Source organism: Massilia sp. AB1, from assembly GCF_018119385.1.
GTDB lineage: Bacteria > Pseudomonadota > Gammaproteobacteria > Burkholderiales > Burkholderiaceae_D > Telluria.
On sequence record NZ_JAGKSG010000009.1, the window covers coordinates 1 to 17,051 of the forward strand.

At 53.5% G+C, this 17,051-nt stretch carries 15 protein-coding genes and 1 pseudogene; 8 read left to right on the forward strand and 8 right to left on the reverse strand.

Annotation, left to right across the window (positions count from 1 at the left end; genetic code table 11):
• Positions 1-120: 120 nt before the first annotated feature.
• Both J8847_RS07445 and J8847_RS07450 read right to left on the reverse strand, forming a co-directional pair.
• Complete coding sequence (locus tag J8847_RS07445) at positions 121-1,824, reverse strand: methyl-accepting chemotaxis protein (RefSeq protein WP_373999852.1); 1,704 nt, start codon at positions 1,822-1,824, stop codon at positions 121-123.
• Between the two features lie 79 nt (positions 1,825-1,903).
• On the reverse strand, positions 1,904-2,368 hold the full coding sequence (locus J8847_RS07450) for a cache domain-containing protein (RefSeq protein ID WP_211524056.1): 465 nt from the start codon (positions 2,366-2,368) through the stop codon (positions 1,904-1,906).
• A 279-nt stretch (positions 2,369-2,647) separates the two neighbouring features.
• Between J8847_RS07450 and J8847_RS07455 the strand changes: the two are divergent.
• Positions 2,648-3,058: pseudogene (locus tag J8847_RS07455) on the forward strand (lysine 2,3-aminomutase); the annotation flags it as partial.
• A gap of 21 nt (positions 3,059-3,079) precedes the next feature.
• The gene (locus tag J8847_RS07460; RefSeq protein WP_211524057.1) at positions 3,080-4,705 is read left to right on the forward strand and encodes a recombinase family protein; all 1,626 of its coding nucleotides are present in this window, start codon (positions 3,080-3,082) and stop codon (positions 4,703-4,705) included.
• Positions 4,706-4,777: 72 nt separating this feature from the next.
• On the opposite strand, the gene J8847_RS07465 is transcribed toward J8847_RS07460, so the two are convergent.
• Positions 4,778-5,233: a hypothetical protein gene (locus J8847_RS07465; protein ID WP_211524058.1), complete on the reverse strand. Its 456-nt coding sequence runs from the start codon at positions 5,231-5,233 to the stop codon at positions 4,778-4,780.
• Between the two features lie 76 nt (positions 5,234-5,309).
• Between J8847_RS07465 and J8847_RS07470 the strand changes: the two genes are divergently transcribed.
• From J8847_RS07470 to J8847_RS07480, 3 genes are all read left to right on the forward strand, one after another.
• Positions 5,310-5,552: a helix-turn-helix domain-containing protein gene (locus J8847_RS07470; protein ID WP_211524059.1), complete on the forward strand. Its 243-nt coding sequence runs from the start codon at positions 5,310-5,312 to the stop codon at positions 5,550-5,552.
• Between the two features lie 83 nt (positions 5,553-5,635).
• The gene (locus J8847_RS07475) at positions 5,636-6,487 is read left to right on the forward strand and encodes a hypothetical protein (RefSeq protein ID WP_211524060.1); all 852 of its coding nucleotides are present in this window, start codon (positions 5,636-5,638) and stop codon (positions 6,485-6,487) included.
• 39 nt (positions 6,488-6,526) lie between these two features.
• Positions 6,527-7,813 (forward strand): EAL domain-containing protein, encoded by a 1,287-nt coding sequence (locus tag J8847_RS07480; protein ID WP_211524061.1) that lies wholly within the window; start codon positions 6,527-6,529, stop codon positions 7,811-7,813.
• Positions 7,814-8,158: 345 nt separating this feature from the next.
• Here J8847_RS07480 and J8847_RS07485 read toward each other — a convergent pair whose 3' ends face one another.
• On the reverse strand, positions 8,159-8,839 hold the full coding sequence (locus J8847_RS07485; RefSeq protein WP_211524062.1) for a recombinase family protein: 681 nt from the start codon (positions 8,837-8,839) through the stop codon (positions 8,159-8,161).
• Between the two features lie 164 nt (positions 8,840-9,003).
• Here J8847_RS07485 and J8847_RS07490 point away from each other — a divergent pair, with 164 nt between their 5' ends.
• The gene (locus J8847_RS07490; RefSeq protein ID WP_211524063.1) at positions 9,004-9,915 is read left to right on the forward strand and encodes a hypothetical protein; all 912 of its coding nucleotides are present in this window, start codon (positions 9,004-9,006) and stop codon (positions 9,913-9,915) included.
• A 26-nt stretch (positions 9,916-9,941) separates the two neighbouring features.
• On the opposite strand, the gene J8847_RS07495 is transcribed toward J8847_RS07490, so the two are convergent.
• The 4 genes from J8847_RS07495 to J8847_RS07510 all read right to left on the reverse strand — a co-directional run bounded on the left by J8847_RS07495 (position 9,942) and on the right by J8847_RS07510 (position 13,336).
• Entirely contained in the window at positions 9,942-10,667 is a 726-nt protein-coding gene (locus J8847_RS07495) for a hypothetical protein (RefSeq protein ID WP_211524064.1), read from the reverse strand.
• 183 nt (positions 10,668-10,850) lie between these two features.
• Complete coding sequence (locus J8847_RS07500) at positions 10,851-12,227, reverse strand: primase-helicase family protein (RefSeq protein ID WP_211524065.1); 1,377 nt, start codon at positions 12,225-12,227, stop codon at positions 10,851-10,853.
• Between the two features lie 406 nt (positions 12,228-12,633).
• On the reverse strand, positions 12,634-13,101 hold the full coding sequence (locus J8847_RS07505) for a hypothetical protein (RefSeq protein WP_211524066.1): 468 nt from the start codon (positions 13,099-13,101) through the stop codon (positions 12,634-12,636).
• 16 nt (positions 13,102-13,117) lie between these two features.
• Positions 13,118-13,336 (reverse strand): recombinase family protein, encoded by a 219-nt coding sequence (locus tag J8847_RS07510; RefSeq protein WP_211524067.1) that lies wholly within the window; start codon positions 13,334-13,336, stop codon positions 13,118-13,120.
• Positions 13,337-13,742: 406 nt separating this feature from the next.
• Between J8847_RS07510 and J8847_RS07515 the strand changes: the two genes are divergently transcribed.
• Positions 13,743-15,272 carry a recombinase family protein gene (locus J8847_RS07515; protein WP_211524068.1) on the forward strand — a complete coding sequence of 510 codons (1,530 nt, stop codon included), beginning with the start codon at positions 13,743-13,745 and terminating at the stop codon, positions 15,270-15,272.
• The gene (locus J8847_RS07520; protein WP_211524069.1) at positions 15,266-16,777 is read left to right on the forward strand and encodes a recombinase family protein; all 1,512 of its coding nucleotides are present in this window, start codon (positions 15,266-15,268) and stop codon (positions 16,775-16,777) included. Before J8847_RS07515 ends, J8847_RS07520 begins: the two co-directional genes overlap by 7 nt.
• The last annotated feature ends 274 nt before the right edge of the window (positions 16,778-17,051 follow it).

The following is a 17,051-nucleotide window of genomic DNA, read 5'->3' on the forward strand; positions in this document are numbered from 1 at the left end:
TCCATCACAGAGCGGCCGCCTTGCTCAAGGCAGGCCTGGCCGGCCTCACCCTCGCCGCCCCCGCGGGGGGCGGGGGGGGGGGGGGGGGGGGCCGCGGGGGGCCCCCCCCCCCCCCCCCCCCTACGATGATCGCCGGGCCGCAGGCAGGACGCGCGTGGTATTAGGCCGCATCGGGCTGGTTGGCGCACGCCGCTCGCCCACGCCCCGGAACTCGGTGTCCTCGTCCTCTGCCTCTGACTGCGCGGCAGGGTTTTCGGCGATGCCGTCCTGCTTCCGTGCGATCTTGAAGATCGATACCGCCTTCGCCAGGTTGACGGTCTGTTCGTGCAGGCTCTCGGCCGCCGCCGCGGCCTGCTCCACCAGCGCTGCGTTCTGCTGGGTCATGCCGTCCATCTGCCCGACCGCGCGGTTGACGTCGGCGATGCCTTCGGCCTGCTCGGTGCTGGCCACGCTGATGCGACCGATGATGTCGTTCACCTGCCTCACCGAGGCCACGATGTCGCCCATGCTGGCGCCGGCTTCGCTGACCGAGGCGTTGCCGCCTTCGATGATGGTGACCGAGTCCGCGATCAGGGCCTTGATTTCCTTGGCCGCAGCGGCCGAGCGCTGCGCCAGGGTGCGCACCTCGGCGGCCACCACCGCGAAGCCGCGTCCCTGTTCGCCGGCGCGCCCCGCTTCCACCGCCGCGTTCAGCGCCAGCAGGTTGGTCTGGAAGGAGATGCCGTCGATGACGCCGATGATCTCGACGATCTTGCGCGAGCTGGCCTTGATCGATTCCATGGTCGCCACCGCGCGCTCGACGGCCTGGCCGCCGCTGGCCGCCAGCTGCGAGGCTTCGGCCGCCAGCTCGGACGCCAGGCGCGCGTTGTTGGCGTTGTCCTTCACCGCCGTGGTCAGGGCTTCCATGGCGCTGGCGGTCTGCTCCAGCGATCCGGCCTGCATCTCGGTGCGGGTGGACAGGTCGAGATTGCCGCTGGCGATCTCCTTGGACGCGGTATCGATCGAGCGCACCGCCGTGTGGATGCTGTGCAGCGCCACGTTCAGGCGGGCGAAGCTGTGGTCGAGGGCGCGCGAGGTGTCGGCGATCTCGTCGCGGCCCGTGCTGGCGCCGGGCGGGGCGTCGAGGCGGCCCTCGGCCAGGTCGTCCACCGCGCGCGCAATGGTGCGGATCCCGCCCAGCATCGAGCGCCGCACCTGCATTGTCACCAGCAGCGACAGGCCGATGGACAGCAGCACCAGGCCGGCCATGCTCAGGCCGAGCGAGCGGAATTCCGCCTTGGCGGCGGTGTAGGCGTCCTCGCTGAGCTTCTTTTCCAGGGCCGCCAGGCGTCCCAGTTCGGCGTCCAGGGCGCCGAACTGCTTTTCGGCCTTCTGCATCGAGTTGGTCGCGATCGACTGGTCCACCTGGGCCAGCTCGATGGTTTCCAGAACTGCCTTGCGGTAGGCGGCCAGCGCGCTCAGGGAAGCCTCGATCGGGGCGCGCTCGCCGGCTTCGGCCAGCTTGCCGAGCTTGTCCAGTTTGTCCTTGATGCCGGCATGCTTGCGGTGGATGTCGGCGGTGAGGGCGTCGAGGCGGTTCCTGGCGAAGCTGCCGTTGACCCAGGCCAGCAGCTGGTAGATGTTCGCGTGCGCGAAGCGCGCATCGCCCGCCACGTCGGCCACCGCCTGCAGCCGCGCCGCGCGCACCTGCACCATGTGCTCGAGCGAGGCGTTCTGGCGCACCATGCCGTAGCAGGCGGCCGCCGACAACAGGGTCAGCAACACCAGCACCAGCCCCGGGGCCAGCAGCAGCTTCTGCCCGATCCGCAGTTTGTTCAGCATCATTCACCCCGTAACGCTCGCACGTCACCCCCGCGCAGGCGGGGGCCCAAGTTTGCTCGCACAGCCCACCGCCAACCAGGAATCACTTCTTATAAATCCCCGCCTCCAGCACCACATCGTCCACCCGCAGGATGTACGTGGTCTTCGGCTCGATCTTCCCCGAGGTCGGATTCTTGTACTGGTAATCGACCCAGCCCTTGCCCTTGGCCGCAGCCAGCTCGATGATCTCGCGCCGGTACTTCTTGCCGTTCGCATCCGGCACGTCGGTCAGGTCCTTGCCGACGATCGAAGGGTTGTAGGGATGAGCCAGCACGATGCCGGTCTTGATGTCGCGGATATCGATGTACAGGGCGCCCTGGACGAAATCCGGATCCTTGGCGTTGATGCGCTTCATCATCTCGTCCTTGCCCTTGCTCTTGATGAGGGCCGCGCCACGTTCGCACATCGCGATGGCGTCCTTCTCGGTCGGTTCGTTGGCAAGGGCGGCGGTCGATGCGAAGCCCAAGCTCAGGCCCAGGGTCAGCGCGGCGGTGGCGATCAGTTTCATGAGGCTTCCTTTCGTGATGTACGCATGAAATATTTCTAAAGTGCATTCACAAATGTACCGACCCGAATCGGCCACGGATTGCGCTCACTCAAGCACACCGCGCGCGGTCCCTGCGCAGTGTGGACCGAGGGTAGTTTTGTCCTACCTGCACACCCTTTGTTCCAGGCCGATTGTTAGGAACAGTCCGATTGATGGATGGCAACTTCTTTTGCTTTAGCGGTCCTACCATGGTTCTTCGCGGTAGCCCCGCTTCTTCATCCTTTCTCCTGGAGAATTCCCGTGACCACGCTAGAATCGACGCCCGCCAAGTTCAAGCCCTATACGCGCCAGAGCATCGTCGCCGCGCGCCAGTGGGAGTGGCTCACTCCCGAGCTGCAGGAAGCGGTGCAAGTGGTATCGCACGTGCTGCCGTTCCGGACCAACGCCTATGTGCTGGAAGAGCTGATCGACTGGGACAAGGTGCCGGACGATCCGATCTACCGCCTGACTTTCCCGCACCGCGACATGCTGCCCGCCGACGAGTACGAGCAGCTGCGCGACCTGGTGCTGGTCAAGAAGGACGACGCCGCCACCGCCCAGATGGTGCATCGCATCCGCATGCGCATGAATCCGCACCCGGCAGGGCAGATGACGCACAACGTGCCGCGCGTGAACGATGCGCCGCTCAAGGGCCTGCAGCACAAGTACAGGTGCTGTTAGAATGCGTCCACTATGAGAGCCTATTCCTATTCCCGTTATTCCAGCGAAATGCAGCGCCAAGGCGGGTCAATCGACCGACAGCAGACCTTAGCTCGCAACTGGTGTGAAGAACACAATGTTGAGCTTGCGGAAGCTTTTGCAGATGAGGCGGTGTCAGGCTTCCATGGTGACAACCTTGCAACAGGAGCGCTTTCCATGTTCATCGCACGTGTGAAGACTGGCGAAATTGAACGGGGTAGTTACCTGCTTCTAGAAAACCTTGACCGGCTTACCCGACTTAGTGCGTGGGAAGCGTCGGGCCTACTGCAAGATTTAGTGAAGCTAGGGATAGTCGTCATTACCCTTCGTCCAGAAATGCGGTTTGACCACACCAGCGACGCCCTTGACTTGCTCAAGGCCATTCTGCATATGGATAACGCCCACAAGGAATCGGCACGTAAGAGCGAGCTTGGTGAAAGGGAATGGGCGAAGCGTTTTGCGCGTGCACGCGAGAACAAGCACCACATTGGGAATCGGGTGTCTAACTGGTTGACGCTAGTTAGACCCGATGGGCGGTACTACGTCAATGAGCACGCGTTCGCCGTTGGCCGGATTTTCGAGCTTTGCCTTCAGGGCTTAGGTAGCACGGCAATTTCACAGGCCCTGAACGCTGAAGGATATAGAACTTTTAACAAGGGCAAGCGGTGGGGCACTACTGCGGTACTCAGTATTCTTCAGAACCGGGCTGCAATCGGTGAGCTTGCGCCGAAAGACGGGGGCGAGCCAATACAAGGCTACTTCACGCCAGTGGTCGATGTAGCGACGTTCGATGCTGCCCAGGCGAAAATTACCGAGCGACGTACAGGAAAGATCACGAAGCAATCTGCTGAGTTCAACATATGGCAGAAGCTTGTTTATTGTGGCGTTTGCGGTAGTCGCATGCATATTATCCAACGTACAAAGTTCCGATACCTGACCTGTGCTAACCGACGCTATGGACAGTGTGAAGGTGCAAAGAATGTTCGACTTGATGAAAGTGAAGATGTGTTTTTGCTTATGCTCCGAGAGCTACATGCGCTTCACTTCGTACTGCCTGACCCGAAGCGTATTTCGCAGGAACTAACTGCGGCAGAAGGACGGTTACAAGCCGAACAGAAAAAGCATGCAGTTTGGGTAAGGAAGGTAGAAGACCATCCAGAAGTAGAGGCTTACCATGACCTTGTTGTCAAAGGTAACGCACAGGTGAAGGCTATGAAGTCGGAAGTTGAACGCCTGACCATGGAGTTGGCCGGAAGCAGTGACAAGCTAACCCTGGCAGAGACCCGAACTAAGATCGACATGGCCGACGTAGATACACGTAGACGGGCTAACGCATTCCTTCATCGTCTGGGAGTTCGTGTGTACATAGCGGACGGTTACTTGGTGCTTCAGCGGGATGAAGCTAGAGCTATGTTTGCCGTCGATAAGAATAGGGTTGGGTGTCTAGGGCTGGAAGGTAAACCGGGTGAGATCCCAGACTTAGATGCGGCTAATTCTATCGCTAAGGGCGTAAAGACATTGCTAGCGAAGTCGGGAGGTGGGTTTGTTTATCGAGGCGATTTGACTACACCGAACGGCAGAGGTACGAGGCGAAACACAAGTCAACGCGACATTGGTTAAGACGGTAACTTGAACGAGTGACCGAAAATAGAAGGCGCTACGATGCGCCTTCTTTAATTCTGTCGTAAGGACTTAAATGCCAGCTTCGACTTGTACATCTGCCCAAGCGTCGTTCAACCGAGCTTCATAGCCGCGATGCTCAGCTTCGCGCTCGGGTGTTGACTTGACGGTTTGCATTGGATAAGCATTGATCGCGGCCGTCCATACTTTCATATAGTTTTTTAGTGCTGTCGTGACCGCTGGGCTGCCGGTCGCTGAGGCGACGGCTGCGGAATACAGCGGTGCGAGCCCCTGCCGGGCCGCTTTCACTTTCTCCACTACCGCTTGTCCCGCGTCCGGGATGTTTTTTCGATACTCCTCCTCTCTTAGGAGGATCACATCGATCCGTGCTTGCGCAAGCGCAATACTTGCTTGTTGATGCAATTTTAGGCACACATCGGCACCGCAGGGAGCAGTAGTTTTCGGTTTACCAGCAAGTGCAGGCGCGGAAGCAACCAAGAGCGTAAGAATTAAAAGAACGGATTTCATTGTCAACTTTCAGTTAAGGGGTTGTCTGCGGTTCATGAACCGTCGAGAAGTTTACCACGCGGTGTGAGCATGTGGCATGCCAAACTTATCACCATCGAAACATGACCCTGCACTGATCGCACTTGGCGAAGCAATACGTAAAGCTAGGCAAGCTAAGGGACTCAGCCAGGAACAGTTAGCGCTGCTGGCCGGTGCGGATCGAAGCCACCTTGGGCGAATCGAAAGGGCTGAAAACGAAATTGCAGTGTTGCTTCTAAAGCGGATTGCAAGTGCGCTTGGTATGACAGCTTCACAACTCTTAGGTGATGCCAATTTATAGTCGTGGTGTCATCCAATGTGATAGATTGCTACGCTTCACCCCACTAACGCAAGTTCATAGCGTTCGATCCCATGAAGGTAACCATGTCTAGCCAGCCAAAAACTGAAGACTCATCCACGACCTCCTCACCTCTAACTTGCGGCATTATCATGCCCATCTCCTCAATTGACGGACTAAGCGCTGAGCACTGGAGCGATGTAAAGTCAATTATTCAGGAGGCGGTAGATAGTATTGCTGCGCCCAGATTTGTAGCTAGGTTGGTGAGTGAGGCAGATGATGTAGGCGTAATTCATAAAAGAATAGTGCAAGGCGTATATTCTTCGGATATTGTTATCTGCGATGTTAGCGCAAAAAATTCCAATGTCATGTTTGAACTTGGGATGCGCCTTGCTTTTGATAAACCAACCATCATAATAAAAGACGATAAGACCGACTACAGCTTTGATACAAGCGTAATCGAGCACCTTTCATATCCACGCGATTTACGTTTCGCCAAGATAAACAACTTCAAAAAACTACTTGCAGAGAAAGTCATTGCCACTCACAAGGTGGCATCGGCCAATCCTGAGCATTCTACCTTTTTGAAAAATTTCGGCACGTTCAAGGTAGCGCACCTTAATGAGAAGGAGGCAACTGGCGAAATCGTAATGATCGATATGCTCACTGAATTGCAGCAAGCTGTTTCCGAAATCCGCAGGTCACAGAAGGTAAGGGCGCGTTCAGCTAGCCCAACACGGGAACGAACCAGCTTAACCATCTTAGTTGACGCAATCGAGCAGCTAAAGGCAATGGAGCCTAATTTCAACTTAGACCCAATTGAAAATTTAGTTTCGAGGCTTGAAAATCGCCCTGACCTTACTAAAGGTTATATTACTCGCGGCGAATTTGCCTCGGCAGTAGGAGACGCTTGCGAGATATACCAGGCTTTACATTAATCTAGCTTCCGTTACCACAACATTTTTTGAGCTTGTGCGATGAAAGTATTTTTAAGCTGGTCAGGTGATCGTAGCAGGCACATAGCAGAATCCCTGCGCACGTGGTTGCCACGAGTTATTCAAGCTGTAAGACCATGGATGTCAGACATAGATATCCCGGCTGGTGCCCGTTGGCAGACGGATATTGCACACGAACTGGATGCAGCAGACTTCGGCATTATTTGCGTGACGCCGGAGAATATAAACAAGCCGTGGTTGATGTTTGAAGCAGGTGCGTTATCCAAATCGATGAAAGCGTCACGTGTCTGCCCGCTGGCATTTTCTATGGAACTGCATGATCTAAGCGGGCCGATTGCTCAGTTCCAAGCAAATAAACTTGATCGCGATGGCGTGCTGCAAGTGTTAAAAGCGATCAATGCGTCGATGGGCGACCAAGGTCTGGATCAAACACACCTCTCTGAACAGTTCGAAATGCTTTGGAGTAGGCTGGATAAGGCGTTGGAGGCTATTCCAACATACGAACCCCCTGCAGCCGAACAACCGACGAAATCACCTGTAACGTCTCTCGAAGCTGACGAGATTATGAAGTTTCTTCACCGTGTCGCCGTGAAGAACGAAACGCTTTATCCAAATTCAGCCGAACCTTACACTGTCTACGCAGCAGAATCATCACAAGAATATGTGACAGGCAATCAAGTTTTATATTATGCTCCCGTATCGAACCTTGAAGGTGCGCTTTCCGGAGTTATAGTCAAACCTAGTTCAGCATCTTCTTTACGGAAACTTGTTGCGACTATTCATGAAGATTTGGAGGCTTGGTTCAGCGTGGCCTCGGCAGTCCCAAGCGTTTCCATAGACCTTTCAGGGCCAGGCCAAGTATTAAAAGAGCAACTGACAATTTTAAGCGAGCTCGGTCGCAATTTTCCTAATTCAGTGGAAATTGGGTTATCGGAAACGCAATTGACTTCTAACCCAAGAGACATGATCGAAATGCTTCGAGAATTCAGAGCAACTGGTTTGACCTTCGGCGTAAAGGAGTTCGGCACCGGTTACTCATCTTTGAATTGGCTTAAAGAATTTCCGATTGGCTCACTGTGGATTGATAAAAGCTTTATTCGCGACATAGCTATAAGTAAAGCTGATCGGGAAATTGCTAGCGCAATTGCTGCTCTTGCTAAAAGTTTAGAGCTCGCCGTTATAGCGGAAGGTGTTGCCACGCTCGCACAAAGTACGGTACTGCTAGAGATCGGCGTAAAGAATATATCTGGAAGTATGGCCGGAGATTTGATGACAAGTAGTGACGTGTATTCGCTTATATCAACTTAGGCGCTCGGATAACGTAGACAACCGCCCCTACGGCTTTGAAGCATCAATTAGGGATCTTGCCTCTCCAAATTACCTACAGCCAAAAATCTAAAATAATTTGACAACGCGAGCGCATTGGGTATTCTCGGTTTTAGATTTCAGAAAGCAGGCAAATTCGGAAAAGACCGGGGAGCGAGTTGTTGATTTGACACACAGATTCCGAGAATAAATCCGTAGTTGCTATTTTTTAAATATCAATCGATAACACGACTGAGAAAGCCGTGGAGACGTGGCTGGCGCTCAGTGGTGGGTGATAGTACGGCACCTAGGAAACTGTTGTAGAGCATTTTGTCGCTTCTTTGTATCCTATATGCTGCCGATTCGGGTCAATAGGTTGGCAACGGAGGTCTTGTGCCAAGCACCGCCGCGTGGGGTCTTAAACCCATCATCATTCAGGAGTTTAGCGATAGCCCCCAACGACTTAATGCCTCGGCTTGTAAGATGCTCAATCACTGGCTTGAGGTCAGCCGCATGGGAATTTGCTTTCTTTTTGATTGCCTGTACGCCTGCTACGTTACCCTTTGCAGCACGTTTCAGCGCTGCAGCACCGTTCGGGTTCCCCAACTTCGTACCTCGCTTCTTCGCGACTGCCAAAGCTTCTTTGGTACGAGCCGAAATAGCTTCCCGCTCCTGCTGGGCGATCACAGCCAGGATGTTGACGGTCAAGTCGTTGGCGTCGGGGTTGTCGGCTGCGACGAACTTTACTCCAGAGTCACGAAGGGTTAGCAAAAAAGCAGCGTTACGCGACAGGCGATCCATCTTCGCAATGACCAATATTGAGCCTGTTACCTTTGCTAGGTGTAGGGCTGCTATCAGTTTGGGCCGGTTGTTATCGCTTTTCCCTGACTCGACTTCCACAAACTCCTTTAGGATACGAGCATTGCGGGATGCTGCGTAGCCTTGTATACGGTCGCGTTGCGCTTCTAGCCCAAGGCCGCTCTCACCTTGCCGCTCCGTACTCACCCTGCAATAACTTACGATCTTCATCGGCACCCTAAACGGTATAAAACTGCGTAATGTTCGTTAGGCAATCTTATACCATCGTTGCAGAGATTACAACATAGTTCCTTGCACATAATTGATGCGTGGGCGGACTGGTTTGTTGTAGCGCACAGGCATATACTGGTGCTCCTGCTAGTTCTAGAGCCAGAATGAAACTATTGAACGATATCGTTGGACTGCTGATGAACGAAGCAGGTTCATTGAACGAGGCATTGTTGAAGACAAAGGTGTTACTACACCAGATAGGCCATCGTGAACTAGTTGGATGGGTGACAAGCGAGCTGTCGGGATACCCTGACGATGCGGAGCTTCCACCTTACCGAAAGGTGCACTTTCAAGTCTACGGAACCATAACCAATGGCTACCATATCTACCCGCGACGCATACTTTCGGCTAGGCACCTTCGCAAACAATTTGGCGACGTGTTTGAGGTTGCACAGATTGCACAAGCTATCGGTGTGTTGGAGAAGAACGTAAGCGAGTCTACGGCTGAAAGTGCAATGACGAAGCAGTTTGGCCCCCAGGTGGACAAGCTATTAAGCGAGCCATATGCGGGTGGATACTACGTTGAAGGTTCATATTCATACATCGGGATCGGCCAAATACAGCAGATTTTGATCGAAGTACGGTCTCGCCTTCTTGACTTTATTTTGGAATTACAGAGCGAGGTTGGGATGTCAGTACAAGAAGAGGACATCAAGAAAATGACAATTAGTCTGGACGTGCCAGGCATGTTCGGTAAGGCAGTGTTCGGCGATAACACAACCATCCTGCTCGGCAATCACAACAACCAACAGGTCACGAACACGAGCCTTAAGAACGATAAGGCGGCACTGGCAGACGAACTTCGTCGAAATAAGGTTGCAGAGGCGGACATCGTTGCGCTGGATGTGGCGTTGAGCGAAGACCCAGTCCCGACTGGACCGGGGCAGTACGGACCTGCTGCTGAAGGCTGGATGAAGCGAATGTTGGGTAAGGCTATCGACGGTTCATGGAACGTGTCCATCGGTACAGCAGGTAGCTTGCTGGCGACCGCTATTCAGAAGTATTACGGATTTTAGGAGTTTAGGTCTGCTCACGAGCTACACTAGTACGGCATGATGCCTGCTGCGAAGTCGGCAGCAGCCTTAGCACGAGCCTCAGCGGCGGCGACTCGGTCAGCAGTTACCGTCTCAAGGAAATGACTGCGTAACTCGGCTGCGCCTGCTGTCCCATCGTCAAACTCCACGGTACACCCGAACTTCGTAGCTTGGTGAACGAACGGGATTGACACACCTTCTGCTTCCAGCTCGATTCGTATAAGCATTTGTGGAAGCATCTTCAGCGTGCACCAGATCAGCCCTGAGTTTGCGTAGCGTTCGGCATCATCTGGCTTCGGATTGTCGATAAAACAGACTATGTAATGCCGCCAACCGTGTTGAGCCTGCAGTGCAAGCAGCTTCCATAGCGAGTGATTAAACCCCTCAGCAAGCGTCGCCAGGTAGCCTGCACGACCTGAGCCATGAAGAGCCGTCGACAGGTCCGTATGGCTCATACCGTTAGTTGGGGAGCGAAGTATGCGCATGTACTCGGCCGCCAATGCTTCGCGGCTGCTTTCACAGGTGTAGTGGTTGTTCAAAGATCCGTCTTTCAGCTCGATAAACACCGGTCCATGAGCACACGGGATAACGAAATCCGGCTTGCCTTCAAGTTGTTCGCCGCTGGCATCTTGGTAGATGGGAGACATATATGGTGCGAAGCTCACACACGGGCGTCCGCCAAGTGAAGCGATTACTGGGGCAGCAAGGCGTTCCGCCTTTGAAGCAAATTTCATGTTTTTCCTTTCTTTTGAATTGGCATGCCGCAAGCGGTTGCGCAATGGTTTTATAGTGTTTTTTTCGTTAGCTGCATTAGTGCATTAGGAGTCGGCACTCCGCTATAACCCGCATTAATACTGGATCCCGCGCTACTCACCTCCTGCACCAGCGCTACACTAGCTTGCACTAACGCGCATCAGTCAGTAGGTATCGATGTAAGCCGCCGCAATGGCCGCTTGCTCTACGGGCGTTAACGATGGCGCTCGACGCTGCCCCGGAACGATCTTCTGCCAAAGGTCGATCTGTTTTCCTGCATTGCAGCCCAGGACAACGCGACGCTTCTCCTCGTAGCCTGCTTCGGTCAACTTGCGCCGGATCATGTCCGTCTGCATATCTGCGATCCCATTCGCGCGCAAAAATGCAGTTAACTGGTTGATATGAAAGGCTGCCCGAATCGGTAGCGTTTCCGCTTGGGTCTCGCCGTGTGCGTCGATGTGGCTAACTTCATTGCCGCCAACGAACTCAGCAATTAGCAAGTCGGCATTGGACGTGGACATCGCAATTAACTGTTTACGTGCTTCGGTCTTGACACACGAATTCGGCTTGAACCCGTCGAGGTCGATGTCGCGAAACCACCAGTGGATTGCAGCAGCGTTTTCCGGATTCTTCCAGAACGCGGTGAATCCTTCGTAGTATGCTTCCGATTCGGCGAGATCGTGTAGATGATCAAGGTACTCCGTTACATAAAACCTTCGATCATCAGCAGGCAATACGAGCGGACGGTGGCGGTTGTTGATGATGAAGACCCGGCTATACACCTCGCGCTCGATCACTGCTTGTACGCCTTTGATCTCAACGTTCGCTGTGTCGCGTGTGATAGCCAGCTTCAGGTCTTCAGCCGTGTGCTTCCCTGCTGTAGCATCGTCGAAAACCACAACCATGTTATTCGGTAGAACTTCGGAGAACTGTTTAAACGCTGGCGTGTAGTCAGCTTCGCTCCAAACATACCGCCCACCTTGCGCAACTCGCAGTAGGTTTATCAAGCTGCTCTTCCCTGTCCCTGAGTAACCACGAATGATCATCCCCCACTGGGGACGCCGAGCCGGGTTTTGGATCACATCTCCGCAGAACTGCAGGACATGTTTGCCATCTTCGGAATTTTGGTGAAACAGCCTTGCGGCATAGGCGTCCAAGATCAATTTGCATTCGGCATAGTTCGCTGGGCGCTCTGGCGCATACGGTAGATAGGTGTTTAGCAGTATGTCCCCCTTGGAGTCCGCGAACGAACGGCTAACAATGGGTTTGAACGAAATACCACACACGCGTGTCAGTCCGCCACGAATGGCGGTTTCTAGGCTGCCCGTGAACGCACTAAAGTCCGCTTCAGGGACGCGGCGAGATGCCTGTCCCTTGCTCCACGGGCCGAACTCGAATGTTAGCGACGAAAGGTTCTGCGTACGGCCTGAAGCGGAGATGGCACGCGGATAGTTTCCAGATTCATCCACAACGTATTTTTGAGCAAGATGCGCTATGAAAGCTGCACGTATTTCCTTACTTTGGTCGGTAAGCTTGGTCATCGTTAGCGTCCATGCGCGTGCCTCGTGCGGCGTTGTTAATCAGAATTTCAATTACTTGCGAACCGCTGCGCTGCTGGGCAACACAAAGGCTTTGCAGGGCGTACCAAGTCTCGACTGGAAGGTAGACTGACTGTCGTTGCAGTGATACGCCCGCCTGCGTAGTGACCTGCTGGCGACGTGTGAACGGTACTGTATTAGGCATAGTTGCCGCCCAACTTTTTGGAAGACGCACGAGCGGCGTCAAAGGCTGATGCATTCATAATTTCTCTTTCATTAATTTCTTCAACGCTAACAGACGAAGTTGTAGCTGTCGGGTAGACGACCACAGTCAGGCGGTTGGATTGTGATTACTTAGCTCGGTCGCAAACAGCAGACCGGGATGCGCACCTTGTGGTGGCAAGGAGGATTACGCTGCGGCGAGCGTAGCTTCAAGCTGGCGAAGGTTTTCCTGCTGTGCGACGATCTGCGCTTCAATGACAGCTTTGGCGGCATCTTTCGCAGCCTGTTCTGCCCGCGCCTCCTCAGCCGCTGCTGCTCGTTTCTCAGCATCCAGTGCAAAATGTCGTTCGCGCTCAAGAGCGTCAGTCATTGCTTGGTTCGCTGCACGAACCGACGCTGGCTCGGGATCGCCAGGGACAAGGACGATAATCGCAGTCCCCGTGGTCGCATACATCGTTGGCATATGGTCGATGCTGATCGTGAACCCGATGCGGCACAATGCGCTTGCTTGAGCCAGCACGCTGTGAATAGGTCCGACCAACTCGACGGCTGCTGGCTTGTCTGCAGGGGATGTTGCCACTTCGCCTGCTGCGATTGGTGCGGCAAACGAAACTACACCCTCAGTCGACGCTGTTGCTTTAGTTAGTTTTGTCATTTCACTTCCTTCTTTGTTAGCTGATGCGGTTGTCACGAAGGAACGCGACAACGCGAGTTTTAGTCCAATCCAAATTGCGAGGAGTTTTTAGCCCATCACGATTCAGGATTTCAGCGATTTCTCGCAGGGGTGTAGCTGGTCGCAATGCGGCGATGGCTGATGAAATGAAGGCGTAGTACGCCTCCGGTCGAGTCCGTCCACCAAAGGACGGGTATAGCTTGTCGTGAACGTTCATGCGCTCTCCTATATACGGACGAAAAAAAACCTCCAAAGTGGAGGTTCAACAGGGTACGAAGATACTGCTGCTTCGTTAATTCATGAAAGGATTGTACATCAAGATCGCCCAAAAGTCAATACCCACCCATACAAATCAACATTTGTCAATAGGTTGTGCAAATTTTTATTACATCAAACCATATAAACTGCCAGGATTCGTCTAGCTTAAGACTGGCGCGATAGCACGGTTCAACACGACAGTTTGTTTAGCAAACTCATCATTTGTTTCCATTATTTCCCACCAGTAGCTAACAGGAGCTCCGATGTACGCGATGTGAGGTTCACCAGTGCGGCACCGTGCAGAAGCATCGGCTAGTCTTAGACCTCGCTCCGTTAGCACATCAGTCCCTTGTTGGAGGCGTTCAATGGTCTCTTCTGGTAAACCCGTTGCTGTAATCTACGTGCGTGCATCGAAGGAGAGTCAGGACTACTCTACAGACCATCAGCGGGCAAAAATTCGTGCGTATGCAGCAGCCCACACCATACACATTATTCGCGAATACGTTGACGATGGAAAAAGCGGGCTGGATATCAAACGTCGGGCTGGTCTTCGGGCACTAATGCGGGACGTGCAAGTGCCACAACCAGACTTTACTCATATCATCGTTTACGATGTTAGTCGCTGGGGCCGCTTTCAGGATATAGATGAGGCTGCATACCACGAGCATACCTGCCGTCGAGCTGGCATCAAGGTTGTGTACTGCGGCGAACAATTCGGCGAAGGTGTAGGGCCTTATGCATCCCTACTGAAGAGTATGAAGCGGGTGATGGCTGCCGAATACAGCCGTGAACTATCGGAAAAGGTATTTGCTGCGCAATCACGATTTATCGTAAAAGGCTTCAAACAAGGTGGGCACGCAGGTTTTGGACTGCGGCGATTAGCATTGAAGGCTTGCGGAACACCACGTGCAATCCTTGAATACGGCGAATCCAAGGTTTGTGCCACCGACCGGATTGTTCTCGTTTGGGGACCAGATCACGAGGTCGCGACGGTTAGGCGAGTCTATTCCCTGTATTTGAATACCGGCGCGAGTGAAGCTGGGCTTGCACGATTACTCAATAGCGAAAATGTACCTACCGAGTTCGGCCGCCCGTGGACAAAGGCCATGATCAATTCGCTTCTAACAAACGTGAAGTATTGCGGTGCCTTGGTTTACAACCGGCGCTCCTGCCGACTTTCCACACCCCGTATCCGTAATTCGCCCGATGAATGGATCGTAAATCCGACCGCTGTTGAACCAATTGTCGTGCGTAAAGTATTTGATGAAGTTCAGATTGAACGGGCTCGCCGCCGACAGAAGTACCCCCCAAGTGAACTGATCGAGCAGCTACGACAGTGTTATCAGAATCACGGTCGAGTTAACGCAAAGATCATCGCTGCCGATACCTCAATGCCTGATCCACAATTGTTTGTAAGGACTTTCGGCTCGCTTATTCGGGCATACGAAGCTGCTGGCCTACCACGTTCACACAAGCATATCTTTGTCGAAACAAAGCGTAAGCTCCTAGCTGAACGAACAGCACTAATTATGGAAGTGGAGAAATTAGCGCGCTCTGCTGGAGCGACCTGTGAGCGCACCACGACACCATTTACTCTGCTGCTGAACGATCATCTTCTGCTCCGGCTCGAAATGGCGGTTTCACGCAACCCTAGTCGTGGATTACGAAACTGGCGAATGCACATAACCCCAGGGGCTGACTTCACAATTTTCGCGAGAATGAGCCCAGTGAGCCTTGAAGTCCTTGATTACTTCCTAATGCCAGCTGCAGACCGATCAGCCGGATCGATATATCTTAAGGCGACGAATCTGGATCAGTACGCTGCAAAGAGGTTTAGCTGCTTAGCGGATATGTTCATGGACATCGGGGCTACCCATGAGGTGGCGAAGTGCTAGCGCCTCAGGCCAACCGTGCCGCTTTGTATGTTCGTGCGTCCACCGAACATCAGAATTATTCCACAAACCACCAAGAAGCAGTATTGCATGACTATGCTTCCCTACATGGTCTTACAGTGGTTAGAAGATACTGCGACCAAGGCCGGAGCGGGCTAACCCTAGATGGCCGCACCGGACTCCTGCAGCTTCTAAGAGACATTCAGTCCGGCCAATTCGACTTTAGTGTGGTGCTGGTCTATGACATAAGTCGATGGGGGCGGTTCCAAGATGTTGATGAGAGTGCCTATTACGAGTTTGCCTGTAGGCGTGCTGGCATTGCTGTCGCATACTGCGCAGAGCCATTCACTAACGATGGATCTCCTCTCGCGACGTTACTTAAGGGACTCAAGAGGGCGATGGCCGCCGAATACAGCCGCGAGTTATCAACGAAGGTGTTCCGGGCTCAGTGTCGACTTACCGAGGCTGGCTATAAGCAAGGCGGAGTAGCTGGATATGGATTGCGACGTATTGCTGTCTCTGCCGGAGGGACAGTCAAAAGCATACTTCAGGTCGGCGAACGAAAGAATATGCCAACTGATCGAGTGACGTATGCTTTAGGTTTACGGAGTGAAATTGCTGTAATTCACCGTATCTACGACATGTACCTCATTGAACGGCTATCTGACACTGGGATCGCTCGGCGCTTGAACGATGAGGGGATTAAGAACGAATCTGGTCGGCTCTGGTCGGCTTACCATATCAAGCAAATCCTTACCAACGACAAGTACGCGGGCACGCTAGTCTTTAACCGCAGTACCCAGCGGCTGAAGAGTTCACGCAGGCCGAACTCACCAGACACATGGGTCAAAGTGGAAGATGCTTTCGATGCCATCGTTTCGCGGGACAAGCTTGAGGAAGCGCGAGCCGAACGTGTCCGTCGACGCAAGCAGTGGAGCAACGACGAAATGCTCGATGCACTTAGGAGTATTTTTGTCGAACACGGCAGAGTCACTCTTGACTTAATCAATTCCAGCGGTGGTCCAGCGGTAAAGTCTTATGCACTTCGCTTCAATGGAATTACCTCTGCCCTAGGCCTGGCCGGAGTTAGCTGGCCATCTATGTCCCGCAGCATGATCATCAGATACCGCATGCGCTGCATTACGCGTGACATGACCATCGATTTAGAACGATGTGTTGCCACAGCAAGAGCCAGGGTTGAGAAGCTCAGTTTGCGAACCTATCGTTTGAATGGAGTGACCGTCCGTCTGCTCTGCACGAGGTGTCGACTTGAGCGGAGCCATCCATGCTGGAAGGTAACTTTGGCTCATGACCCGCCGGTCGATTTCGTCATCTGGGTACGTGCTGACTGCAACAACGAGTGTGTTGCACAGATTTACCTCATTCCCGTGGTCGACTTTCCAACCCATCTCTATATCTGGCCCTCTGAACGTACGCTCCCAAGATACGAAAAGTATGCATTCTCATCTTTGGCGGCAATGTTTGGCCTGAACGATCTGGTCAAGTAAAACGATTGGACAGAACAGCCATGAACTCATCTAAGTTGAAGTAAAACGTTTAAATAGATGCACTGGAAGGAAGCAAACCTAAAACTTCCCAAATCACCACGTTGGTAAAACCGTAATCTTCAAGAAACCGCATGGAGTATAGAAGTCCATGCGTGTGCCGAAGCTGCACTGCTGCAGCCAGCAAGCTAGCATTCTTAAACACATCTAGTGGAGATAGCGTTGTCATTCTCTAACGTTACTACCAAGTATGTCGGACGTCTTGCGCACAATCAAC